This is a genomic window from Flavobacterium gelidicaeli, from assembly GCF_013294005.1.
Lineage (GTDB): Bacteria > Bacteroidota > Bacteroidia > Flavobacteriales > Flavobacteriaceae > Flavobacterium.
Map to the genome: position 1 here is coordinate 100,980 of NZ_JABSNK010000001.1, position 26,469 is coordinate 127,448.

Genomic DNA, 26,469 nt, shown 5'->3' on the forward strand with positions numbered 1-26,469 from the left:
TGTTTTTTATTATTCATCTTTCTTGTTTGCTTTTTGATAATTTTTCCACCATTGGTCTATCCTGTTTATAATATCTTTTTGGGTATTATTTTTATTTTCAAACAATTTAGACAATTTATCTTTTCCATAATTGTTATTAATAAATTCATTAAAATTTTCAAACACTGTAAATCCTCCTTCAGCCTCGGCTTCTTTATGAGCGTATGCGGGGTCATGTGAATCATTTAAATGAGCCCAATTATTTACATATTCAGCAAAAGAACCTAATAAATGGCCCAAATTTCCACCAGCTTTATCTATTTGGGGTATATGTCCAACTTCATGTGCCATTAAACCAAAAAATCCTTTTATCCATGCAGCATTTGTATTGTACACATAGCCTTTTGGAGCATCATTCCAAAAGACATTTATTGCAGAATTATTAGAATTTGACCCCTCTGTTAATGCTCCACCTCCAACAGGAGTATATTGAAAATTAATCTTAGCATTGCTGATATTCTTTTCACTAACTCCACTTACTAAACTCAAAAGATGTGAAGCTCCCTGTGTAAACTTATATCCTTCTTGATAAGAAACCTTTGTTCCTAATCTTCTTGTATATGTTTTGTAATTTGCCTTTAATAAAACACTAGCGTTAGCTTGCTTTCCATTAGGATCAATATATTTAATAGGATTTTGATAGCAATAATTGTAATTTGACAGGTTACCAGAATTATAAATACCTCCATTATGTTGTCCATCAAAATAAAATTCGTGCTCAAAAGTAGGATTGAATAATGCCAACGGATCCACATTCAACCAAAGTGAGGTCTTCATATCCAAATACCTCGCCCCATAATAGCTAAGATTCGTTTCTCTGTCTAATTCCTTTCCATTAAACAAATAAGGACTAGAAAAACTAGAACTATGCTCCTCAAACAAAATCTCCCCAAAGGCTATGTATTCTACGTGTTGCGAAATAGAACCATTTCGAGTGCTAATATACGAAGTACTTCCCAAATGATCCGTTTTTCTCAATACTATAAAACACAAAAACCAAGCAATTACGCTTGGTTTTGTATTTTGTTTACTTGTTCAACTTTGTGGGCACAGGTAAATACCTGCGCTAACGATTATCTACAAGCCTGCGCGATCGGGTTATATATCTTTCATCAAGATTAATAATTCACTTGCATATTCTCTTATTTTACTCCAATCGTTCAAATCTAATGAAATTACCTCCCAAAAAGAATCATTAGGTAAATTACTCATCTCACCAAATATTTTATTAATATCATTTAACTTCTTAAAAATTATTTGATTAATTAAATCATCACATTTATGATTTATATTACGTAAATAAAAAACATATGCATAGTCAAAATCTAATGCAAGTTCATCTGTAGAAGGATATGTTCCTAAGTCTATAAGATAATTTATTTGTTCGTCTTTTGTCGAAGCTAAAATTTTTATAATTTTTAATAATTTCATAACTTAAAATTAATCTTTTTATCTAATAACCCCTCCTATATCCCCGTCTTTACCTACGACCCTCCAATATGGTTTTGCTCCTTTATGTCCACCTCCGGGATGCCATCTTATTTGAGGCCCTGTTGGATTACCTTTAGAATTATAATGTCTTAATACCCATCCATTACCTTTTTGAGAACCTTTACCGAGTGTTTCAACTTTCCATCCTGATGTCCCTTCCAAAGTAGATGATACATCTGAAGGTTTTTTACCTCTTAATAAATTAGGATTAGCCATAACATCATCAATATTTCTTATTGAAGCACTAGAATTTGCAATTGAAAACATTCCAACCTCTAAAAAAACAGATAGTAATTTCCCTGCATTAAATTCTTGTGAATTATGAGATGCAAAATTATACGCTCCATTTGGAGCATGACAAGACATACAACCTGTCCAAATGTAACCATCCGATCCTTCTTGAGAAAACTCTCCTAAACTTCTTGGATAATGGAACATATATTCAGGGGCTTCATTAGATCCTATTGTATAAACAATTGATGTAGTCTGATTTACACGCTCATATATCTTATTGTCATCAGGAAGAAAAGTAACTGTCGGTTCCTCCGCAGTTACAGTATAATTTGTTTTAGATTTATTTTTTTCAGGAATATCTTTATAATCACTGCTTGACGAAAACCACCCTTTTACAGTATCAATTGCTCTACCAGCCCAACTCTTTTTCGGCGGGTCACTTCCCGCAGTTTCCTCGCTCATCCCAGTTGGGTCAATTAGATTTATTGGATTTTGACTAACATAAGCATATGGTGAATTTCTATAAAACTTTTCCGCCAACGGATCCACATTCAACCACAAACTCGTCTTCATATCCAAATACCTAGCTCCATAGTAAGTTAGATTAGTTTCTCTATCCAACACTTTACCGTTAAACAAATAAGGAGAACTAAACGAGCTAGAATGCTCCTCAAACAAAATCTCTCCAAAGGCTATGTACTCCACATGCTGGCTTATACTTCCATTTCGGGTGCTAATATACGAAGTACTTCCTAAATGATCGGGGTGAAAATAAAAAATATCATTCTCTGGCAAGCCAATGCCTGTAAAACCTTCGGCAGCTAGTACGGTGGCGGGTTCTACTGGAGGACCAAATTGTACGGGTGGTCCTGGAACATCGCCTGGAGCGTTAAATATTGGGTTTCTTGGCCAACCTTCTGGAGGCTCTTGGTTTTCTTCAACTGGTTGTAAAACTTCACTCGGGTACGGATCACCTGTAAACTCAGGTGTCGCATAAATTCCTTGTTGGGTTGGTGGTCCTGGTGGCACGCCCAAAGTTTTTACATAAGTATCTAAGGCTTTTTGCTCTGCAGCTGTGCGCTGTGTGTAATCCACACCACCTGCGGTGATTTTTAACGGTTGTGCAAATGCACCATTTCCTAGTTTACTCACAATACGCCCTGCTCCTTCAAAATAATGCTTGGTGAATTTTCCTTTGCTTATCACAAAGTACGGACTCACATAGCCTGTGTAATCATCAGTATGTACGATGGTTGCCGCTGTTTGTCCGTTTACGGCAATATGCTGACTGTCGCCACTGCTTTTTATCAGACGCTCGCCGCCTGCATCGTAGGTGTATTGATGAATGCGTCCGTTGTCATTAATCCCCATCAATCGGTTTTCTTCGTCCCATGTCATCTTCATCCCCCCAGCCCCCGAAGGGGTAGCTCCCTCGATATACGTAGGGTTTCCGTTTCCATCATAGGAATATGTCCTACCTCCTGCTCCTGGATTCGGTGTTGCATTAGCTTGTGCCGCTTCGCTGATATATGACGGAGCATTAGGATGTGCTTCATTATCATAAGTATAATCTAAAACATAACCTTTTTGTTCGTTGTTGACCGTATGCACCAAGTCTTTTTTGGTGATATTGTGCATTTTGTTATAGCTCATATTCAGCTCATAACTGGCTTTGGTAAACTCCCCTTGATAGACTGCTTTTGCACTTTTTAAGCGGTAAAAATCATCGTATTGGTACTCATGATTGGATGTTCCTCCTAAGGTGTTATTGACTACAGGTGCTACATTCTTAATACCTAATACATTTCCAACCAAATCATAATTGTAACTGTTGTTCATGATCTGGCGACCTAAACTTGAGCTTACTTGCAGTTGTTGCAAACGGCGCATGGTTGGGTCGTAGTTGTAATTGGTCTCGGTGTCGTTTCCGTATTTTAAATACTTGCGTTGCTCAAACTCATCATAAGCCAATTGCTTGATGTAATCGTAGGTATGACTTTCTTTTTTACCCTGCATGCTTTGCAAGTTTCCTGCTCGGTTGTAGGTGTAATCGACCACTTCCCCATCAGGGTAGGTCATTTTCTGAATTCTATTCCAAGTGTCGTATTCGAACTGTGAAATATACGTTTGTATGTCGGTTGGCGTGATGCGTAGCGTGCGAATTTCTTTTTCGACTTCGCCTAGTTTGCCATAATAAAATTCTTGTCCGCCACTGGCATCTTGCACAAACCACAATCGGCCACGGCGCGAGGCTGTACCATCGGCCTTACCGTAATTGTACTGCACATTATTCTGCGGGTTTTTCGGATATTGAATGGTTTCTAATCGGTTGTAATCGTACAAATACTGAATCGCACCTCCATTTGGTACCGTGTTTTTGATGTCTTGCGTAACGCGTTTGGTCAGGTTGCCTGCCAAATCGTATTCCATGGTCGTAGTTCCTGCATCGGGATGGGTGAACTCGGTTCTTCGGCCTAACCAGTCGTAACTGCTTTTGGTGATGTGGTCCATGGCATCAGTCACCTGGATCGTTTCTCCAAGTGCGTTGATGTCAAATTTGGTAACCAAATCATTCTGAATACTCGCTAAATTACTTCCTTTAACATCCGTTTGCGATTGCACGGTTTTACCCAAAGCATCGGTTTGTGTCGTAAGCATCGTGGGCACACCATTGTAATTGTCTATTTTAAAAGTGGTCGCATTGGTGCTTCCGTCTGGCAAGGTTACTTTTACTGCACGGCCTACTTCGTCGTATTCGGTTTTCGTAGGCGTAACATTCGAAACCGCTGCACTAAAATTAGCATCTATCGTAGTGGTCGTAGTAGGATAATAACTAGTCGTTGGGCGACCCAAACCGTCATAAATTACTTTTCCAGATACGATTTGCGCTTCTTGATCGGGGCTTCCGGCTTGGGTGAACAAACTGGCGGTTTTTTTAACCTGCAACGCTCTCCCAAAACCATCGGTATAGGTATAGGTTACGATGTCCTTGTCTAATTCGGGATCGTAATTTCTAGTTTTCGCATACGGCACTTTGGCTGTTGGGAAATAATCATACGCAATCGTGTAAGGTTTGCCACTGGCAATTTCGTATGGCCCGCGAATAGTCGCTGGACGACCTATGGCATCAATGGTATATTCGGTGCTTTGGTCGTTACGGTCCGTTGTTTTTAGCGGAATCCCAAAACGATAATCGTATTCCATTTTATTTTGGTACCCAAAAGCATCTTTAATTTCGGTCAAAAACTGATGATTTTCGCTGTCATACACATAATCCATTGTCATGCGTTGGTCTTTGTAATTGGCAGGTCCTGTTATTTTTTGCAGGTTTCCGTAGGTATCATATCCTATATCGGTAAGGGCTATTTTATCAGCCGCACTGTAGTTTTTGATTTGAGTAACTTCGGCAGTAGTTGTGTTGATGGTAGTCGCTCTTTTGCGGCGCAAGCCATCCTTGGTAAACACTTCCAGCTGTTTTGGAATTCCTCCAAAATAAGGTGTTGTACTTTCGTAATAACTAATTTTGGCCGTTACTTTATCATCAGCGCTTCCGTTACCTAAATCTTCGTATTGTGTGATGTTTCCGTTAGCATCGTAGGTATTAAAAGTATTGGTTTCGAGGTAGTCGCTACCGCCTTCATACATTTTTTGATTGCTGTGAATCATTCCCACAAAAACACGTTTGGCATCGCATGCAGCAGTACCCAAACTCGCTACGGGTACACTTGCCTGCGTAACGACATCAGTAAAACTGTATTCGTTTTCTGATTCCTGACGCATTTTGTTGTTTTTGTCTAACGTATAACTGCGTTTCAACAAGTTTTTTCTAAAATAATCTTGGTTGTAAAATTCTTGAACCGTAGTCGCAAAAACAGTATTATCAGCTGCATCAATTTGTTCTTGAATGATTTTCCCGAAACCATAAAATTCACGTTCGCGACGGTCGTAATACCCATCTTCATACTTGAATTTCGCTATCGAATGATCAATTCCGTCACCTGTATGTCCATCATTCACATCTACGGATTGCAATACCCATTTGGCACTCGGGTTTTCGTAAGTGGGTTTTATTAATTCGTAGTCAACCACATAACTATTCCCAACGGCATTAGTTACTCCTTTTAGCTTGTTAGTACGTTTGATATTGGAAAGGCGAACGATTAGATTGTCTTCATCAGTTGAGAGAATGTAATCGAGGTTTCCGTCTCCGTCCATGTCTAAAAATGAGGATTCTGATCTGGAAGTACTCCATCCTTTGGATGCTCCAATAGTAGGTGTTAAACGCAATACCCAAATCGTAAAATCAAAAGAAGCATTCGCACTAAAACCATAACTTGTACTTTTGTTTTGATTCATTTGATTATACTTTGGATAACTTATTGGGCTACTAAAAGAATTTCCTAAGTTTAAAGAAACATAAATAAAATTTTCGGCATAATTAATTTTATCGGCAAGTCCATCACCATTAATGTCTAAAAATGACTGTTCTGAATCAGACTGTGATCTAGAAAAGTTAGCTCCTCCAGAAATAGATCCTTGCTTAATACTATACCCTAAACCTAAACTCCAATCCGATGAAGTTCCGCTGTTAATAGTGTTTAAATTCCAATTCTCAAGCGGTAAAAACCCATAACCTGAATTTAAATATACATCTCCTGAATTACTTATTTTGTCAGGTAATCCATCACCGTTAATATCACTATGGATCTTGTCAGAATAATCACTACCATGACCAGAAGAGCCACTCATTGAAATTTCATTACTTCCTTTTTTGGCATCAGAAGCAGTTCCTGTTTTCCCAGAAACAATTTTTGTATATAAATTCCCAATACTAACCGATAATGAATTACTAGCTCCTCCGTGCTTATAACCTCCTGAAAAATTAGGGCCTTCAGAACTTGTATTCGAGTGGCTAAACTTATCTCCCAAATCAATTATTTGTCCGGATATACTTCCAACTGGAGAGGTTAACTCTACATTACTACCTCGAATATAATCAGGAAATCGATCTCCATTAAAATCACTCATGGTTTGTGTCACATAAGTATCTCCGTCAATAGACTTACTATATCCAATACTACCACTTCCAGCAAAATCAGTACCTGTAGAAACCCCACCCGATATACTTTTACTTTTACTTTCATTAATCATATCAAGTGCAGATGTACTTCCATCTTGAATATTGGGCATATAAAAATCAGTGTAGTCTGCAATATCATCTTCTCCTAGACGAGAAGTTCCTATTGTAGCTCCTTGAATATAAATCCCTTCTTCTAAACCTTCCCACTTTGCTTTTGCATAGGAAGGGTTTAATGATATAAAATAATTATCTGCTATTTCATAACCTTTACCATCATAATTTTCTGGATCGGTATTATTCAAATCTGGTTCCGTATTGTAGGCATCCGACTGTTTTAACAAAGATTGATCTATAGTATTTGAAGCTAAATTTCCATTAATAACAAAACCACCCCATTGCCGATGGTATAACCCTAAAGTTCGCTCGTCTGGATTTAAAAGACTATAAATAGTAAAATCATCAGTCGCACCATTCCAAAATTCATCATCTGCAAGGTTATTTACATCTTTTAAATCGGTTACTTGAAGTTGAATATTTAATGTGTTTTGCTTGGGATAGTTTCGAATTATCATTAAAGATTCTGGATTGGAAACGGTCATTTCTAACTGAATCGGAATACCTATAATTGCGTTTGGATAAACTACTGAATTATCAAAAGCATTATTTACTGATATTAATGTTCCAGCGGTTAACCGGTATCGGTTGCGGGCTAATAGCACATTGTTTTGTTTAGCTGTAATGATTACTTCGCCATCAAAAGTATTAATATTTGGATATTGAACAACAGTTCCTAAAACAAGATTTTGTGGTGCTATATTTAGCTTTAGTTTTCCGTTTAAGGTAGATTTAATACCTTGATTTTCATAGTTTCCAGCCCTTTTATTATATAGTAAGTGAGAGACTTCCATAGGTACTGTTTCTGCATTTCCTCCGGGAATTACAGGTAAAGATATTGTTGGCGAAAAAGAAACCGTTTGCCAATTTATGTTCGTTTGAGTTTCAAGTGAAAGGTTTACCAAAGTTTCTTTCTCAAAAGCTGGGAGTGCTACCGAAGCTAAGTCGAAAGAAACAATCTCGTTTGCTAAAAATGTCTTTTCGAAAAGAATGACAGGTGGATTTGTTTGATCCAAATACGTTTTAGTAATGACCAGTTTTATATGATCTGACGTAATTGGTTTGTTTAAAATTCCTTTAAGAACTACAGTACCAGCAACTGGAATGACTTTACCTGCTCTACTGCTACTAAAAAAATCGTTTGAAGCCTGATAAGTTGCCAACGAATATAAATTAGAATCTTGTAAAGTGTTAGGTACAGTCATTTTACTACTAACTATATTACCGTTAGCGTCCCTATCGTATTTTGTTACCTCAGAATAGGTAATAGTAGGATTCCAATTTACAGTATCAAAATTACCATCTTTTACAGAACTTACTCTGAAATACAATCGTTCCCCTTTTTCTACCGAAATTAAATTATCATGTTTGTTTTTATCATTATAATCAGTTGCTATAATTACTTCATCCCAAAGCAATTGATTCCCTTTTTGAAAGTACAAATGCACACCATCTGCTTTATCATCACCCACATTCGTAAGATATTCAGCCCGTGCTTTAAGACCTTCAGTTGTTGATTCTTTTACTAAATTATAGTTATGTGAAATATTTACAATCCCTTTAACAGGAGCTTCCCACATACGCACCACATCATGCAATGGATTTTGTTTTTCAATTTCTTCAACCGAAATGGTACTTGTTCCTGCTATTGTAATATTTCCACCACCAGCGACAGGCGATGGCGTTCCTAAACTTTTATTTATAAAAGTTGGAACTCCATTTACCAATCTATTGTACAATACTTGTCCGTCTTTAACATAATCAACTAGTCCATCACCATTAAAATCCATAAAATAGGTTTTGGTTTTATTGATTGAACGTTGTTCATCGTATCCAATATTTCCATATTTCAAATTCAAATCAACCCCCCAATTAAATGAAGTAGATTTTGAATATCCAATTTCATTCAAATCAACAAGTTGCGGTTTATCAAAAGTATTATTACCTGTTGATGAAAGATTTTTTCTAAAAAACACTCCATCTTTATTTTTAAATATTTTATCAGGCAAACCGTCACCATCAAGATCCTGTAGCATTACTGCCGATTTCGAATCGCCCCAACCATTACCCCCATGACCTCCAACAGTATATCCTTTTAAACTACCAGAATTAACCACTAACCCTACACCAAGACGATAATTTACCCCCGTATTTGAACCGTGAGAACTACTCACCAATGAATGATGTCCAGCAAATAAAATATCGTTTGGAACAGGAATATTTGTATTAACAAGGTTATCGCCAGGCACAGTCCATCTCTGCTCCTCTCCAAACGGATTATACTTTCCACTCGCATCGCGTACATCATCATAATAATCCAAGGTATTGGTGTAAAACAATTTAGATGCTGAGTCGTATTCTGAGATGGAATTTAACAAGGTTTTCTTAAATGCTCCTTCTTTATAATTCAACTCATAAGAACGCACCATTTGTGATTTGTAGCGCACTTCAATTTTTCGCAACAATTGATTGTTCAATTGCCTGAAACCCAAGCGTGCCGAAACCTGAACGTCTGCCCTATTGGCTTCGCCTAGATCGCCACTTTTGACGAAAGTTACATTGTAATTCCCTTTATCTGATCCAAAACCTGTGTAATACACTTTTTTGATATACAATTCGCCATCGCGTTTGTCGTATTCGTACTGTACCGTATTTCCTTTTAAATCGACTTGAAGGCAAAGTGCCCAATGCCCAATGTTCCCAGAAGCATCTTGTAAAATACCATTATCGGCTAGTCCCGATTTTGTCCCTCCGTAATAACTAGCGACTCCACTTTTGTCTTTTACGATCCAATAATAATTTTTAGGCGATGATCCTTTTCGGATAATTTGCTGAAAAGCACCTTCTCTTCTCGGATAAAATTGTTTATCGGCTGTTCTATTTACCCAAGCATCACGATGGGTATTGGGGATTAAAGCTTCGCCTGCAATGGCATATGATTCTGTTTCTTGATTGGCATCATAACGTGGTGCTCCCCAACGGGTTTCAATACTTACCGCCGGCACTGATACATCCCAGCCTGTTCCGGCCCAACTGTAGCCACCATCACTGTCGTATTGCAAATTGAACGAAGGTTGCATACCGCCTCTACCACTTGGAATTGCGATTCCAAAACCGGTACTAGCAGTTCCTCTTCCGTTTGCAGATGGAGGCGCAATAGACTGAATGCCTACTAGCGGACTAGCTGCTTTTAAATCTTTGATGCTCGTAGGCGTGTATCCTGAAGTTTCTGGAGACTCTGGCATTTTGATAATTCCAGCTATAAAATCGGTGAAATGCGTGGTTTTGGCCGTGATTATCCCCGCTTTTATATCTATTGAATCTTTTTTGACTTCTTGCCAAAGGCGTTTGTTTTCATCAAAATAAAATACGTTGATGTCTTTCTCTGTATAGCCTTCGGGAATGGATTTTTTATCGAACGGCAAAGCTAGTTTTATTGCCTTATCAAAAAGGGTTCCGTGTGGTAATAATCGAAAACCCGCATTGGTAGCGGTAACATTGACCATAGCCGAATTTAATGGAGCAATGTCTATTTTTCGTAAACCTCTTACCGATACTTTTACATTGGCTTTAAGTGCGCCGGCAGGAAAAACTGCCGAAAAGCTTTTATAATCAAGGGTATTTACAGTTTCAAAATTGATTGTTTTCGAAAAAGATTCTTTGGCTTTTTCTAAAGTTCTAAAATGATCTACTGTTAAAAAATCACTGCTTTTTAATTTTTCATTCGTGATAACTCCCGTTGTAGTTTCTTTAAAAACCGTAATCATTTGCCCCTCATGCAACTCTTTTTTATCAATAACCAATTCAAATTCAGGCTGATTAACATCTACAACAATCCCTGCAATGGTTAACTTTTGTATCTGTGATGGTGCATTGGTTCCTTTGACATACAACTTATTATCTGATTGCAGCAAAGTATAATTACTTGAAACAGCTTCGCTTTTATAGACAATGCGAACATTTTTAATTTTATAGCCATTCGCTAGTCCGTCAGGAGCGGTAAACAACAATACGTTGTCTCCTTGTCGAAGTGATTTTTCCGAAAGCAACTCTGATTGTGGGGTCCAGCTTTTATTAGGTGATAAAAATTGCCCTCCAATACTGGCTTGATTGTTCAAACTTCTGGAGATAGATGCTGATAAATCATAGCCATACAAATCATATTCTAAATAGGCACTTTGATTTGCTGTAGGAAGGTTGCTAACTGCCAAATGAAAAACGTTGTCATAAGCATCATCTGTATCTTGAGCATCTCGTACACCTATAAATCCTTCTTTAATATCGGCTGTAAATACTTTAGCAACTTCTATTTTATTAGGTGTAATGGCGACAGAATCAACTGCTGTAATTTTTACCTCTTCCTTTGGAGTTGCATTCGAGAAGGAAGCCATAAAACTTCCTTTTCTAAAATTCACAGCAAACAAAAAGGAACTCACAAAAAGCACTAAAATTATATATCTTTTTTTCATTTTATCGAATAATCAACTATATCGTAATCATTTATTTTTTATCGGCAACAGACTATTTTACAATCACTTTAAAAGTCTTGGTTCCATAGGTAGACTTAACTGAAACTAAGTACATCCCAGCTGCCCCTTTAATTGTTCCATCGTAAATATAATTCTCTACTTGGGTCAAGTCTTTTTGCTGCATAACACTACCATTTAAAGTGTAAACTGTAATAGTAGCATTTGTTTTTTGTTCAAATTGCATGGCAATAGTAAAATTTCCATCAGGTGAAGGGTTAGGATATAGGATCATAACATTAGCTCCTATCGCCTCTTTTCCGTCACTATCCACAACAATTTTTTTAGTGGTGTTGCAACCTTGATTATTTAACAATCTAAGCTCATAGTCACCCTCTTGATCTACTAAAATTTTAGGACTATTATCAATAAAATTTCCATCATAATACCATTGGTATTCGTAGTTTCCTGATTCTAAACCTTCACTAGCATCTAGAATTATAGGATTACCATCTGTCAATACATAATTTGATTTTAGTTTTGTAGCAGTCCCTTCCTTATCAGCTACAAAAACGGTTTCTGAGTATAAATTGCCTTTGGCGTCTCTTATAATATAATCGTAATTCCCAGACGAAAGCGTTACTTCTACCTTACTTTTAGAATCTTGATTCCATTGTTTTAAAACAGCATCACTTCCTTCTTTTTTTACAGTTATGGTAAATGGTGCTTCACCACCTTGAATAGAATAATTTAATTTACCTGAATCTTTAACACCACAATCAGCTTGTGTAATCCAAACACGACTGAACATTTGTGGAGCTATTTTTAAAGTAAATTTAGCTGTTCCTGTTTTTTGTTTGTCCCAATCAAAATCTTTCAGCACTAACTTTTCTTTGCTTGCAGTACTTGCTAAACGCACATATTCAGACTCGTTTTCTTCATACGTGCCTTTGCCTGAGTAATCCACTTGTAACCAATAATACGTGTCCTGAGGAGCTGTTCCTTTGATAAAATTGGGATTAAAAGTCCATTCCAGTGCAACATCGGCTGTTTTAGAAAAATCCAATTGCCATTCTCTTGCAATTCCGATAGGCTCTCCTTGTTCTTGTTTTTTTAGTAGTAAGTTTTTCCCGTTATCGCTCCAAAAAGTAAAATAGTTGTTTGGTAATTTCTTTGCTTTACTTTGTAATTCGAAAGTTAGCAAGCCTTCCTCAACCATATTGCTGCTTTTAGATTGCAATAAGCCGCTGGCATCATCCCTACCTACTCCAGTGATCGAAGAGGTAAACCCTTCATGTTTATCAATATCCCAAATGGTTTGTCCTAAACTATTGAGGTAGTTTTTAATTTCAAATTGTGACAACGAAATACCGTACTTTATAGCCAAATAACTAGCTACTTTTTGTGTTTCTACACCAGATAAAACCCTATTATATACTAGAATTTCACTAATATTTCCTGTAAATTCTTCGGGAGGAAGATTTTGAAATTTTGATTTAGTTCCAATCGTTAATGTTGTCGCTTTGGCAATGCTATCAGTGATGTTTTGCTGGAAAAAATGAATATTGGCTTTCTGTAATTTTATTTTATCTTTATAAGACTGGTAATAGTATTTTTTTAAATCAGCTAAACGTTTATTCGTAGCAATTGCTACTGTTTTTTGAGGATCGTTTATAGTCCATAAAAACTGTTCTTTTAAACTGTCATTCACTTTATAAACTAAAAAAAAAGTTTGTCTTTTTTTACTATCAATTCCTAAAGGTAAGATTAAGGAATCCTGAGTTGCGTCAAAAATGATGCTTGGATTAAAATTAAAAGCAGTCCCTTTTTGTTTTCTTGCAGAAACAGTCGCATCTTTTTTTGTCACATTATCCCAATAATAGGAATCACCATTATTTTTGGATTTAATCCAAAAAAAAGGCTCTTGTACATTTCCAGGTACTTCTTTTTGCTGCGAGAAAACGTTATTCACAGTCAGCATTGCAATTAAAATTACGAGTAAAAAAAGCTTCTTATTCATTTTTAGTATGATTTTCAAGAATATTATGTATTAAAAATTACCTAAATCATCAAAATCAAAGGAATACCCAATTATTAATGAAATACTATTAATTTTATTTTTGTTTTCGCTATAGCGATGTCCGTTTTCTTCGGTAGCTAACACATCAGTAAGTCCTAAATTATAACGCGCACCTATAGATAAATTAGAGCTAAATTCATATCCCGCAGAGAATGTTCCGTAAAAATAATTCTTGCCCGTTAGGGATTCTTTTAATACTTTTTGAACATTAGCATCCGACTCAAAATAAGCTCCTGAATCAGCAAATAATTCTTGACTATTTGAGGTATATTTTATATTATCACTACTTAAATTAAAGCCAACATAAGGCCCAACACCAATGTAGAATCCTTCAATAGGATAGTACTTGAATTGTGCGCCTACATTAAGATAACTGTAACCAAAATTGATTTTGTATTTTAATCCTTTTACATCCTCATAGTTTAAGTCGGTTCCTTGATTTGAATAAGAAAGTTCCGTTTGAATACTCACTTTAGCATAAGGATATTTCCAATTAATTAAAAAACCCGCTGTAGCACCAAACTTTCCTTCTTCAGCAAGTGTATAATCTTGATAAATTCCGTTGGGTACAATAACATCTGGAAGGTTGGACATTGTAGAGTAAATTCCGCCTGCAAAAAGACCGTATGTAATTTCTCTATCTCCTTGTGCAAAAACCGAATTTGTGCTTACTATTAAAAGAAGCAATATAATTTTTTTCATATTTTTTATTAAAGTTACCATTGGTGAAAACTATAGCCTACAGAAAAACTAAGGACACTACTCTTATTTTGATTTTCGATAAATTGAAAAGAGGATGCATTACTTTTTACTACATCTTTCACTCCTAAATAATAGCGTAAATCAAAGTGAATGCTTTGATGCAACTCATAACCCACAGCAAAACAAGCCGAGAAATCATCTGCACCATCTAAACCATCTTGATAGAATTGTCTGGTAGCAACATCATACAAACCACCTGATTCATTAGAAGTATACGTAATATTATTAGGTGATAAACTAATACCATAAAAAGCCCCAAAACCAAGATTTAATCCTTCATAAGGATACACTTTGTACAAAGCTCCTATTTGTAAATAGGAATAATGGAGTCCTAACTCATATTCTTTTCCTACAGCATCACGGTAAGTTGCTTTCTCACCAGATTGTCTAAATAAAATCTCTGGTTGTATTGCTACGCGGGTATCACGAAGCTTTAAATTCAAGAAAAAGCCCCCTTCTAAACCATAGACTCCTTTGGTTTCTATAGCACTATTATCAGCTGTATTATCTCTCCCCTTAATACTCTCTGGTAGGTTACTGATTTTAGAACTCAAGCCACCAAACTTAAGCCCATAGGTTATATTAGTCTCATTTTGACTATAGCTTAAAGTGTTAAAAAAAAAGGGAATAATTGATAAGTATAGGATTACTTTCATATGGGTATTTTTGCGCGAATATAGACAATATTTTCTTACTTATAAACAGTTGCCTTTACAAAAAAACCATTTATCATAGCTTAAAGCTGATTTTAACTCAACAAAAAAAGCAAATTAACTCATTATTAATAATGAATTTTAAATATGCATTTACAAACTAAAATAACAGATATCTCCATTAAAATCAATTAAAACACTAGTATACACAAGTGCATTATTTGACTTATAAAACAACTGATAGCCTAATTGTATTGCACAAAAAAAATTAATATTTATAAAATAAACAACCTAAAACCATCGCAATTAAAATAAGAAAAAGTATTCTTTTATTACTTTAATACTACTGTAATTTATATTCTTTTGACTTCTAAATAAACTTTATGAATATTAGGTTTTTTTTTAATTCGCTTTTTGGTAATTTTAAAAAAAACAACATTGAGTTAAACGTTTACTTTCTTACAAAATTGTATTAAGCATTAACATTTTTTTTAAATTAATTACTTATTGCTTTTAGCAATGATTATTTTAAGTAACTAAACTATAAATAATTTATGTCACTAATTTTTTGGCATAAAAAAAACCCGTGCAAATGAAACACAGGTTTAATAAACTAACTAAACATAAACAACTACTTATTTAAAACCAAAAAAATAAATTAGCATTCAATTTAATCTTCAGAAACTAATGGTCTTTCATAATCCATAGCAACATCTAACAATACCGCTACACCTCTATCATTAACCATAGTCATATTTAATGTATCTAAAAGAGCCAATCTTCTTGAAGTCAACCCACTGAATTGATTGTAAGAAATATTCATCTCCTTAAGGTTATTTAACTTTTCTAAATCAAAAGGAACTTGTCCTTCTAAATTATTTTCAAAAAGACTTAAGTTTTCTAAATTTGTCAAATTTGCAACTTCAATACTTAGTCTTCCTGTAAATTTATTACTATTTAATAATAATGTTTTTAAAGTTTCAATTGTATATAATGATGTTGGAATCTTACCTTCAATTTGATTATTAAAAATAACTAACGCTTCTAGATTTTTTAATTTCCCAATTTCTAATGGCAATTCACCTGTAAACCCATTCATATACAACTCTAAGTTTTTCAAACCTTCTATTTCACATATTTCAGCAGGAATACTACCTGATAATTTATTGAAAGAAAGATCCAATACTTTTAAATTTTTCAAATCTTTTATAGATGACGGAATTTTTCCGCAAATAGCATTTTTGTGAAAATTCAATTCTTGTAAATCCAATAACCTTGCAATATCTGATGGAAACTCTCCAACTAGATTATTATCTTGTAAGTCTAAAGCAATGATTTTATCACCATCTAATTTAACACCATACCAAGTTGCAACTGGTGCACCAATATTCCATTTATTAATCCAATTTTGTCCATTAGTAGACTTATATAAATTTAATAAAATTGCTTTATCAGAAGGTGAAACACCTGCCATCATGGAGCAAGAAGCGAGAACCGAAAGAAATAGAGTAAAGATGTTTTTCATAATCAAGTTGTTTATCCTTTGTTATTATAAAATAAAATTACATTGAATTTAGCTTATCGACAAATAAAATCGACAAACTACATCTTTTATTTTTTAAATATATAAAAAACCTACAAAAAAGACTAAAATTCTGTTAAAAATATATGCTAGCTATTTATAACGTCTAAATTAAAATTTTATTTTACTTGCATTAAATAAAACGTGATCTATATAATGTATTTTCTTAAGTAAACAAAAGCCCAATTTCAATAAAAAGATTCCTAATAACAGCACAATTAATCCTGTACTAAAACTATATTGCAATTATATATTTTCAATGATGTGTAAAACTAATTTCTATTTATAATATCTTAAAAACCCCCTACGCTTTAATGTAGCGATTTTTACAACAGCTCATTTGTAGCTTTCGCTAAATCAAAATCTTTATAAGTAACACCTCCTGCATCGTGAGTTGACAACCTAATATTTACTTTGTTATAAACATTAAACAACTCTGGGTGGTGATTTTGCTTTTCAGCAATAAAACCTAACTGCACAATAAAAGCAATTGCTTCCGTAAAGTTTTTAAACTCAAATTTCTTTTCGATTCCTTTATTATTGTAAGACCATCCTTTTAAATTTAACAAGAAAGGTTGCGAAGTAAGTTCGTCATAAGTTTCCATATCGATAGTTTTTTAATAAAATTAGTTATTTTTTAGATATAGGCAGTATGTTTTAACTTAATATAGTATTTTAGACCTCTCGAAATTTACCACTCTATTGAATCCTAATTTTTCTTTCCAAATTTACGCCTCTACAAAGCAACTCCCTATAGAATGGGACACTATTGCTTGTAAAAATATTTTTTTGACTACTGCTTATTTACGCGTTTTAGAAACTTCGGCACCTAATAATATGTATTGTCATTTTATAGGTCTTTATAAATCTAATGAATTAGTAGGCGTAGCCTTATCCCAATTTATTAACTTAAGTGAAGTTAGCTCTTTTGGAGAGAGAGACCACTGTATAAAAACAGCCATCCGAAATTTTGTTTTTAAAAATGTTAGTTCTAAAGTATTGGTTATAGGTAACAACATGCTTACTGGACAAAATGGTTTTTGCTTTCGCGAAAGCATTACCCACGAGATCGCTTTATCGCTTTTAGAGAAAGCTTCTCATTCTTTACGCCAACTCTTTTTAGAAAAAGGTCTAAAAACGCAATTAACCATATTTAAAGACTTCTCAGAAAGTGCACTTCCGTATTTTGAGATGCAAGAATTCAGTTCGTATTTCAAATTTTCAACACAGCCTAATATGCTTTTCGATATTAGAGATTCCTGGCATCACTTTGATGACTATATTGCTGCTTTAAGTAAAAAATACAGAGATCAATACAAACGCGCTCGAAAAAAATCAGCTGACATTCATAAACGAAAACTATCCCTTGATGAAATAGAGAAATACAAGACTCGGATTTTTGAATTGTATATGAATGTGGCTAAAAATGCTCCTTTCAATACTTTTTATTTACCCGAAAATCATTTTGAAGTTTTTAAATCTTGTTTAAAAGACAATTTTCTTTTCTATGGCTACTTTATTGATGATACCCTTATTGGTTTTAATACCTTGATAAAAAATGGTGTTGATATCGATACTTATTTTTTAGGATATGATGAGCAATACCAGCGTGAAAAGATGCTTTATTTAAATATGCTTTATGATATGATTACTTATTCGATTAATAAAGGATACAAACGCATTGTATTTGCAAGAACTGCACTAGAGATAAAAAGTTCTGTAGGTGCAACACCTGCAAACATGTTGGGTTTAATGAAACACAGCAACCCTATCATTAATTTGTTTGTATCTAAAGCGTTCCGTTATTTTGAACCTGAAATGCAATGGCAACAAAGAAATCCTTTCAAAGAAGCAAACTAAAGTTCCTTTAACGGAATTGCTACTTTCATTTTAAATGGTGATACTTTTATATCAAGCATGGATTGTGTACCACAATATTCCCCATCAATTTGAAAGCTTACTGGACGATCAGTAGTAATTCTTGCATTATCAGTAGCTATTATTTCTACATTCTCGAGTTCGATAGGCATGTTACCCGTGATTATTTTCCCTAAAACAACAAAATCTAAATTTTTTAAAATTATTAATTCAAACTTGCCATCATCCATACGTCCGTTAGGATTAATCACAACTCCAGTACCGTATTTTTGAGAATTAGCAATGACAATCATTCCTGCTTCACATTCCATTACCTTACCACTATACTCAATAGTTGCTGTAAATGGATCTTCTCTTTCAATCAAAGTACTTACCGCTTGCAAAGCATATCCTAGCTTCCCTCTTACTGTACTGTTTTGATAGTTTTTTATTAGCTCAGCATTTAATCCTATATCACTCAGGTGTAAGCTTTTTTTGCCATTTATAACCACCATATCTATAGCGATACAGTTATCTTGAAAAGCAATATGCAAACAATCATCAATATTATTAGGCAGCCCTAAGTCAGTAGCTAATCCATTTGCGGATCCTGCGGGTAGAATACCAAATAACACCTCTTCTTCCTCAAGAGCCTCGGCGACTAACTTGATCGTTCCATCACCTCCAGCTATAACAACACGTTCAGGAACATGTTTAGCATACAACTGCTTTATATTAAAAATATCATTATTATCTGTCGTTTCGTAAAGAACAAAATTATTCCCTTGACTTTCTGTAAAAAGAGCTACTGCTTCAATTATCGCTGCTTTGTCAAGGTCCCCCGAAATAGGATTAACAACCAATAGGACATTCTTTTTCACAATTTACTTCTTTAATTGATTTTTAATAATTAATTTTCGCACTCTTCAAAAGTATTAAATAAAATGAAACCTATTTTAAAATTATATCGTGGTTATGCAAATGAGCAAGAATTAATTGTAATGGGCCATGTATTTAAGCCTACAACGATGAAAGATTACGATTTTTTATCTACCAATTTTAAGAATGCTGGCTCTGTTATTAATATGTATCGCATTAAAACCGACGGTAATGCTGACGTTTACTTAAAATATAACGATACTGAAATACATACAAAAACACTTCATGATGGGTATTTTAAATTTTGCATCCCTATAAAATCTTCGTCAGATTATGGCTGGATGGATTATGAAGTAAGTATTATTTATCAAAAACAGCGCATTACCAGCAGGGCAAGCTATATAAAACCTTATAAAGGCGACTTGGGCATTATATCTGACATTGATGATACCTTTTTAGTTTCCTATACTTTGAACCCTTTAAAGAAACTGTACCATCTTTTATTTCGAAATGTAAATTCGCGCAAAATATTTGAAGATGTAACGGCACATTATCAAGCATTGAGTGAAGCAGGGCGCACAAATAACAAGGAAAAAAATGCGTTTTTTTATGTCTCGAGTAGCGAATGGAATTTATACCGTTTTCTAGTCAAGTTTACTGAGATTCATAATTTACCTAAGGCTGTTTTACTTTTAAAAGACATTAAAACTAGTTTGACTAATTTTTTATGGTCTGGAAGAGGTGAACACAATCATAAGTTCGAAAAAATAAAACACATTTTAGAATTTTACCCTGATTTACAATATGTATTAATGGGTGATGACTCGCAACATGATCCTTACTTATATGAATCAATTAGTAAAATATTTCCTTTGACCGTAAAAGCCATTTACATCAGACAAACCGGTAAGAAAAAAAAGAAAAAAGTACTTGATACGCTAACAAATATAGCGTCTCTAAATGTCTCTATCTGTTATTTTAAATCAAGTGCCGAAGCAATTGCTCACTCTAAAGAAATAGGGTTAATTAAATAAACAAAGGGCTTACTATTACAAAAATAGCCCAGATAGCAATGAAAATCCTTTGCATAAAAAAAATCCTTTTTTGCAACTTGTACAGAGCGACCGTAGGAAGCTCCTGTACTAGTTATGCAAAAAAAGATTTTTTATGCAAAGATTGTAATGAATAGCTGGATTAGCTACGCATTATCAATATCTTCTTGAACGATTTCCCAATCTAATAACAATTGGTCTAGATCGGCTTTTTTCTTGTTGTATGCTTTAAAAAACGCGGCGTCTTCAATATTTTTATCGTAGTTCGAAGCAAGCATTTTATCATCATGCTGAATTTCTCTCTCCAGCTGTTTTATTTGGCTTTCAATTTTGCTTAATTTATTATTTAAAGCTTTGTTTTTCTTTTGATCTTCGTAAGAAGACTTATTACTTTCTTTGGGAGCAGTTGCTTTTTGAGCGTCTTTTTTTTCCACCTCACGCATGTTTTCAAGATTGCGTTGCTCTAAGAAATAATTAATATCACCTAAATATTCTTTGATTTTTTGGTCTTTAAATTCGTAAACTAAATTAGACATTCCCTGCAAGAAATCCCTATCGTGGGAAACTAAAAGTAAAGTTCCTCCAAATTTTTGCAATGCCGCTTTTAAAACGTTCTTAGATTTTATATCCAAGTGATTCGTAGGTTCATCCATCAACAAAACATTGATTGGTTGCAATAACAATTTACAAAGTGCCAAACGATTTCGCTCCCCACCAGAAAGTACTTTTACCTTTTTCTCTACATCATCTCCTCTAAAAAGGAATGACCCAAGCATGTCACGTACTTTGCTACGATTAGTATCAGCAGCAGCGTCTTCCATAGTTTGTAATAAAGTGATTTCTCCATCAAGATATTCTGCTTGGTTTTGAGCAAAATACCCCAACTGTACATTGTGTCCTAACTTGATATTTCCTTCATATTCAAACTCATCCACAATTGCTTTGATGAAAGTAGATTTCCCTTGACCATTTTGACCTACAAAAGCAATTTTACTTCCTCTTTCGACTAATAAATTAATGTCTTTAAGAATCGTTTTGTCTCCGTAGCTTTTAGTCACATGTTCTGCCTCAACTACAACTCTACCTGGTTCTTTAGAAACTGGAAAGGAAATATTCATAACCGAATTATCATCTTCATCCACCTCAATACGTTCTACTTTATCGAGTTTTTTTATTAAAGACTGCGCCATAGAAGCTTTAGAAGCTTTGGCACGGAATTTTTCAATTAACTTTTCAGTTTCTTCAATTTTTTTAGTTTGATTTTTTTGTGTCGCCAATTGCTTTTCGCGAATTTCATGACGCAATTCTAAATATTGAGAATAAGGTTTATTAAAATCGTATGCTTTTCCCAATGAAATTTCAATAGTTCGGTTCGTAACATTATCAAGGAACATTTTATCGTGCGAAACGATTACAACGACACCTATATAGTTACGTAAAAAACTTTCTAACCAAATGATACTTTCAATATCCAAGTGATTAGTAGGTTCATCTAATAGCAAGACATCATTAGCTTGTAATAATAATTTAGCTAACTCGATACGCATTCTCCAACCACCAGAAAAAGTCTCCGTTTGGTTATTGAATACTTCTCTTTTAAATCCTAAACCAAGTAGGATTTTTTCAGTATCTCCTACATAATTATACCCACCTAATAGATCAAAACGGTGTGTATAGTCTGATAAATCTTCAATAATTTGAGAATATTCCTCACTTTCATAATCAGTGCGCGTGACTAATTGATGATTAATTTCTTCTAATTTTTTTTCTACAATTTTTATATCGACAAATGCTTCGTAAGCTTCTTCTAATACCGTTCTTCCTTGTTCAAAATCAATATCCTGACGTAGAAAACCCATTCTAACATCTTTCTCTTGCGAGATCACTCCTGAGTCTGGTTTGAAATCACCCGCTAACATTTTAAGCATGGTCGATTTACCTGCACCATTCTTCCCTACAAGACCAACTCGATCTCCAGCTCCTAAACGAAACGTTACTTCTTCAAATAAATAAGTACCTCCGAATGAAACGGATAAATTGTGTATATTAAGCATATTTTGTGACTAAAGTTACTTAGGCAACAATCCTAAAATTGTACCTTTGTTAAAAATTTATGCAAATGTTAAAAAAAGGATCCAAATTAAATAGTATTTTAACAGGAACTTGTCCAAAATGTCAAAATGAAAGCATGTATCAGGACAAAAACCCACTTCATTTAGCTAATGTTTTAAAAATGAACGAACATTGTAGCCATTGTGGTTTAACTTATCAAATTGAACCGTCGTTTTTTTACGGTGCAATGTACGTAAGTTACGGCCTAAATGTTGCCGTAGGAGTTGCTGCTTTTATAATTTCATTTGTCATTTTAGGTACTACCCTAAAAACCGCATTTATAAGTATTATTGTAGCCCTCGTCTTATCATTTCCTTTTGTATTAAGATTTGCTAGAAACATCTATATAAATATGTTTGTTTCCTATGACCCTAATTTTAAAAACAAGTAAACGCATTAATTAAAATTCTTGGGTTTCACCCTTTTAATATCAATTGTTGGATCTAAAGCAATACCATTAACTATGGCATCAAACAAGGCTTTTGCCATAGAAGGTCCAAGCATTACCCCGCGTGTACCTAAACCATTAAGAAGATGTAGTGATTTATGATCAACATGAGTTCCTATTAAGGGCCGCCTATCATAAACTGTAGGACGAACACCTGCAAAATGGGCAATAACCTCAAATTCACAGTCAATGATTTCGTTGATTCTTTCTAAAAGCTCTTGCCTCCCTTCTAAAGTTGGCAAGTCTGTTTTATCTTTCCAATTATAGGTTGCTCCTACTTTGAATAAATTATCACCCAAAGGCAAAATAAAGACACTGGTATTAACAATAACGTCAAGATTGAGATCTGTAGCTTTTATTATAAAAAGTTCCCCTTTTGTACCATCTAAAGGCAGGTATTTAAAAAAAGGATTTTCATGCATTCCAAAACCTTCAGCAAAAACAATATTTTTTGCTTCAATACCTTTATAAATCACACTGTCTGTTTTTATTTCTAAAAGACTGTAATCAAATGAATCCTGGATAAGTAATTCTTTATCTTTTAAATATATTCTATACTTTGTCAACAACAAAGCAGTATCAACATATCCCGTATGCAAAACTTCACCGTAATTAAAGGGAGATGTTATTCCGTCATATTTTTTTGTGATTATAGCAGTTGATAAAAAAGGAGCTAAACCCGTTTTATCCGAAGCCGAAAACCAATTATTTTGCTCTTCAATAGAAAAAAATTTCCTCAGTATTGGAGTCGAAAAATCAAATTTTGTTTTTAACTTTTCTTCAACAATGGCATAGAAATCCTTCATTAATTTAAGCTGTTCCTCTGCTTTCCACACTTCACTAAATCTTTTCAAGATCACTGGGTTATAAAGACCACCAGCAATTTTTGAAGAATTTTGAGAATCATTATCGAAAACAAGAATTGACTTATTATTATTCAAAGCAACTTCGGCAAATGAAATACCTGCGAGACCAGAACCAACTATTAAAAAATCAATCATAAATAAATATTAAAAGAGAATTAGTATAATACAAAAAGACTCTTACCATTTAAGATAAGAGTCTTTTGTTGTAATTAAAATAGGAATTAATAATTCCACATATCTGATTCAAAATCACGAATCTTTTCTTTAACTCTTAAAGCTTCAAGTAATTGATTTTGTGAATTATCCTTCATGTATTCATCAATAGCTCTATCACCATAAACGTTTTCTTCTTTGTAAATTACACTATTAAAACGTCTTGAGTTTAGTATTTGATCAAATGATATTGGCATAGATGAATTGGCATCGTTAAAAGCTTTTGCGGAATGCAAAACTTCTCTAGCGTCAGGGAAGAAAATCCAAAATAATTCGATATAATCTTTCACCTCACTATGCATAGAGTAAACATCAGGAGTCACAGGACAAATCCCTAACAAACGATATTTTAATTCACTTTGACGTTTGTCAAAATACCAGTACCCTTTAATTTTATACTCGCTAACATCTTGAGCAGTTAAGTCATCTCTTGTAATATACTCAGGAGAAACACTTAAACCAGCATTAATTTGCTCTCGACCTATATCAGTTGTATCAATACGACTTAACGTAGCTTGGATATCATTGTATGATTTCTTAGTGTTAAAATAGCTGTCTGAATAAACTTCTGTAATAGCACCACTTCTTATCGCTTTAGTAAGAACATCGTATAAAGAACGTCTATCAGAGCCAATATTAGCAGTATCAATTGGAAAATATAAAGGGAAATTGATTTTTTCATTTAAATCAATAATTTCCCACACAGTTTTACCCATCAAGATATCTCTATCATGAACATAACCATAAGCCAAAGGCTTGTCGTTATCTGAAATAAGTTCAGCTGCAGTTTTTAAACCAATCTGATCAGGTGTTTTTGCATTAAGCAAATTTGATTGAGCAGAGGAAACAAAACTTCCAACAACAGAAAAAACAACTATTAAAAAATTTCTTGAATTCATCATGGTATCATTATAAGATATTAAATGCTTTAAAAGCACTTTGTATTATTGTATTTCGAAAATAACTGGAGCAGTTCTTGGCAATAAATAACTACCTGCACCCACTAATTTAGTTTTAATTTCAGAAATGGTAACTTGATCTCCTCTTCCAGCTCTAGCTAAAACAGCTTTACATTGTGCATTTAATCTATTTCCAGAAACTACTACTGTAGCTTGACCTGAAACTTTTAAATTAAATCCAACAACATCTAAACCAACTTGAAAGTCGAAATCTTCAAGTTTAGCACCAATAGTTGAAATTTCAAGGTTAGATTTAGGTCCTTTTACGATACCTGTTTCTCCTCTAATAGTTCCAGTTGGACCAGGAATACCTTTGATTCTGAAAACTTTTTTATCAGAAGCAACTTTTCCATCATTCATTTTACCTGAAACATTGATAACAACTTCTGTACCTGAACCAGGTGTCATTACATATTTCCCATTACCTACTTTAGATAAACCTGGAGCAGATGCATTAACTTGATTATCAGAAATACCTGCAAATGAAATTGTCATTGGATTTTGAACTCCTCTGTAAACAACATTCATTTTATCAGCAGAAATAGTAGCTGAATTAGGTCTTGGAACTACAACATATTTCCCTTGAAATTTTAATGGGATGTTTTTACCATCTTCAAGAAAGTTAAATTGCCCATTAAGAGTTTGCTCACCAACGTTACCTGCTGTCATTGCAACAACTGCTTGACCTGCAACTATATTTCCTGGCTTACCATTAAGTGTAAACGAAGTTGGTTTTGTATTAGCATCATATCTACCTAAAACAACTTTACCAGTAACTGGCTCTCCTTGAAAATAAGCATTTTTATCTAAAACTACAATTGCCTCATAATTACTATAAGAAGCAGCAGCAACAGCCGCTTTTCCTAATAATGTATTGTAAACATCAACCTCTGCTTTTTCAACATCATTTTGCCAAGCAGACAATTTTGCTAATGAAGCAACTGCTGGAAAACCTTTATAATGATAATCTAAATAAGGAATTAAAATTCCGTCTTTATTTTTAACATCACTCAAATCAAATTTAGCATTTACCTCAGCAATAATTGGTGATAATTTTTTATTGTCACCTAAAGCCGCTTTCATATCTGACTTGTACTTTTCAATAGTACTTAAAACTTCTTTACCTTTTGCTGAATAACCTGATGGACTAAACCAAGCCTGATCTAATTTATCTCCTTTATCCATTGCTTCGTAAGGCAATTTCCCTGTTTCAGGATTTACCGTAATTCCAACAAGTACTTCAGATTTTATAGCTCCTATGTAAGCATAAAAGTTTTTAGTAATAATTTCAACCTTGTGAGCTGTAGCAGCCGCAGTGGTAAATTCTCCACCAGCTTCTGAAGCTTTAGCATCTAAACCACTCAACATTTGAGCATTTGTCTGCATTGCTGAAGTGTTTGAAGCTTCAAATTTTTCATTCATTAATCCAAATGCTGACAATACTTCTTTGGACATATTTAATGCTAACATTGCGATAAAAACCAAGTACATTAGGTTTATCATCTTCTGTCTAGGGGTTTGTTTTCCTCCTGCCATATTTTCTAAAAATTAGTTTATTAATTATTAATTATAGTTTAAAAAC

The 26,469-nt window shown here is 34.1% G+C and carries 16 protein-coding genes; 3 read left to right on the forward strand and 13 right to left on the reverse strand.

Going from position 1 to position 26,469, the window contains the following annotated elements:
- Positions 1 to 9: 9 nt before the first annotated feature.
- From HNP99_RS17660 to HNP99_RS00515, 8 genes are all read right to left on the reverse strand, one after another.
- Positions 10 to 1,017: an RHS repeat domain-containing protein gene (locus HNP99_RS17660; RefSeq protein WP_173850208.1), complete on the reverse strand. Its 1,008-nt coding sequence runs from the start codon at positions 1,015 to 1,017 to the stop codon at positions 10 to 12.
- Positions 1,018 to 1,137: 120 nt separating this feature from the next.
- Positions 1,138 to 1,470, reverse strand: a complete 333-nt coding sequence (locus tag HNP99_RS00485) for a hypothetical protein (protein ID WP_173850209.1) — start codon at positions 1,468 to 1,470, stop codon at positions 1,138 to 1,140.
- 18 nt (positions 1,471 to 1,488) lie between these two features.
- Positions 1,489 to 11,427 (reverse strand): toxin TcdB middle/N-terminal domain-containing protein, encoded by a 9,939-nt coding sequence (locus HNP99_RS00490; protein WP_173850210.1) that lies wholly within the window; start codon positions 11,425 to 11,427, stop codon positions 1,489 to 1,491.
- 52 nt (positions 11,428 to 11,479) lie between these two features.
- Entirely contained in the window at positions 11,480 to 13,444 is a 1,965-nt protein-coding gene (locus HNP99_RS00495) for a T9SS type A sorting domain-containing protein (protein WP_173850211.1), read from the reverse strand.
- A gap of 30 nt (positions 13,445 to 13,474) precedes the next feature.
- Positions 13,475 to 14,206, reverse strand: a complete 732-nt coding sequence (locus HNP99_RS00500) for an outer membrane beta-barrel protein (protein WP_173850212.1) — start codon at positions 14,204 to 14,206, stop codon at positions 13,475 to 13,477.
- 14 nt (positions 14,207 to 14,220) lie between these two features.
- The gene (locus tag HNP99_RS00505; RefSeq protein ID WP_173850213.1) at positions 14,221 to 14,922 is read right to left on the reverse strand and encodes an outer membrane beta-barrel protein; all 702 of its coding nucleotides are present in this window, start codon (positions 14,920 to 14,922) and stop codon (positions 14,221 to 14,223) included.
- A gap of 667 nt (positions 14,923 to 15,589) precedes the next feature.
- Complete coding sequence (locus HNP99_RS00510) at positions 15,590 to 16,444, reverse strand: leucine-rich repeat domain-containing protein (protein ID WP_173850214.1); 855 nt, start codon at positions 16,442 to 16,444, stop codon at positions 15,590 to 15,592.
- A 383-nt stretch (positions 16,445 to 16,827) separates the two neighbouring features.
- A complete protein-coding gene (locus HNP99_RS00515) occupies positions 16,828 to 17,106 on the reverse strand; it encodes a 4a-hydroxytetrahydrobiopterin dehydratase (protein WP_173850215.1) in 279 nt (92 codons plus the stop codon).
- Positions 17,107 to 17,203: 97 nt separating this feature from the next.
- Here HNP99_RS00515 and HNP99_RS00520 point away from each other — a divergent pair, with 97 nt between their 5' ends.
- Complete coding sequence (locus tag HNP99_RS00520; protein WP_173850216.1) at positions 17,204 to 18,361, forward strand: GNAT family N-acetyltransferase; 1,158 nt, start codon at positions 17,204 to 17,206, stop codon at positions 18,359 to 18,361.
- On the opposite strand, the gene HNP99_RS00525 is transcribed toward HNP99_RS00520, so the two are convergent.
- Positions 18,358 to 19,239 carry a diacylglycerol/lipid kinase family protein gene (locus HNP99_RS00525; RefSeq protein ID WP_173850217.1) on the reverse strand — a complete coding sequence of 294 codons (882 nt, stop codon included), beginning with the start codon at positions 19,237 to 19,239 and terminating at the stop codon, positions 18,358 to 18,360. The genes HNP99_RS00520 and HNP99_RS00525 overlap by 4 nt on opposite strands.
- Before the next feature lie 63 nt (positions 19,240 to 19,302).
- Here HNP99_RS00525 and HNP99_RS00530 point away from each other — a divergent pair, with 63 nt between their 5' ends.
- A complete protein-coding gene (locus tag HNP99_RS00530) occupies positions 19,303 to 20,271 on the forward strand; it encodes an App1 family protein (RefSeq protein ID WP_173850218.1) in 969 nt (322 codons plus the stop codon).
- Between the two features lie 164 nt (positions 20,272 to 20,435).
- Here the strand turns inward: HNP99_RS00530 and HNP99_RS00535 are convergent, their stop codons facing one another.
- Positions 20,436 to 22,343, reverse strand: coding sequence for an ABC transporter ATP-binding protein (locus HNP99_RS00535; RefSeq protein WP_173850219.1), 1,908 nt, complete (start codon positions 22,341 to 22,343; stop codon positions 20,436 to 20,438).
- A gap of 65 nt (positions 22,344 to 22,408) precedes the next feature.
- On the opposite strand from HNP99_RS00535, the gene HNP99_RS00540 reads away from it, so the two are divergent.
- Positions 22,409 to 22,792, forward strand: a complete 384-nt coding sequence (locus HNP99_RS00540; protein ID WP_173850220.1) for a DUF983 domain-containing protein — start codon at positions 22,409 to 22,411, stop codon at positions 22,790 to 22,792.
- A 5-nt stretch (positions 22,793 to 22,797) separates the two neighbouring features.
- Here the strand turns inward: HNP99_RS00540 and HNP99_RS00545 are convergent, their stop codons facing one another.
- The 3 genes from HNP99_RS00545 to porM form a co-directional block, all read right to left on the reverse strand.
- Positions 22,798 to 23,850, reverse strand: a complete 1,053-nt coding sequence (locus HNP99_RS00545; RefSeq protein ID WP_173850221.1) for an NAD(P)/FAD-dependent oxidoreductase — start codon at positions 23,848 to 23,850, stop codon at positions 22,798 to 22,800.
- Between the two features lie 86 nt (positions 23,851 to 23,936).
- Positions 23,937 to 24,827: a type IX secretion system ring subunit PorN/GldN gene (gene porN, locus HNP99_RS00550; protein WP_173851004.1), complete on the reverse strand. Its 891-nt coding sequence runs from the start codon at positions 24,825 to 24,827 to the stop codon at positions 23,937 to 23,939.
- 45 nt (positions 24,828 to 24,872) lie between these two features.
- Positions 24,873 to 26,423: a type IX secretion system motor protein PorM/GldM gene (porM, locus tag HNP99_RS00555; protein ID WP_173850222.1), complete on the reverse strand. Its 1,551-nt coding sequence runs from the start codon at positions 26,421 to 26,423 to the stop codon at positions 24,873 to 24,875.
- Positions 26,424 to 26,469: the final 46 nt, after the last annotated feature.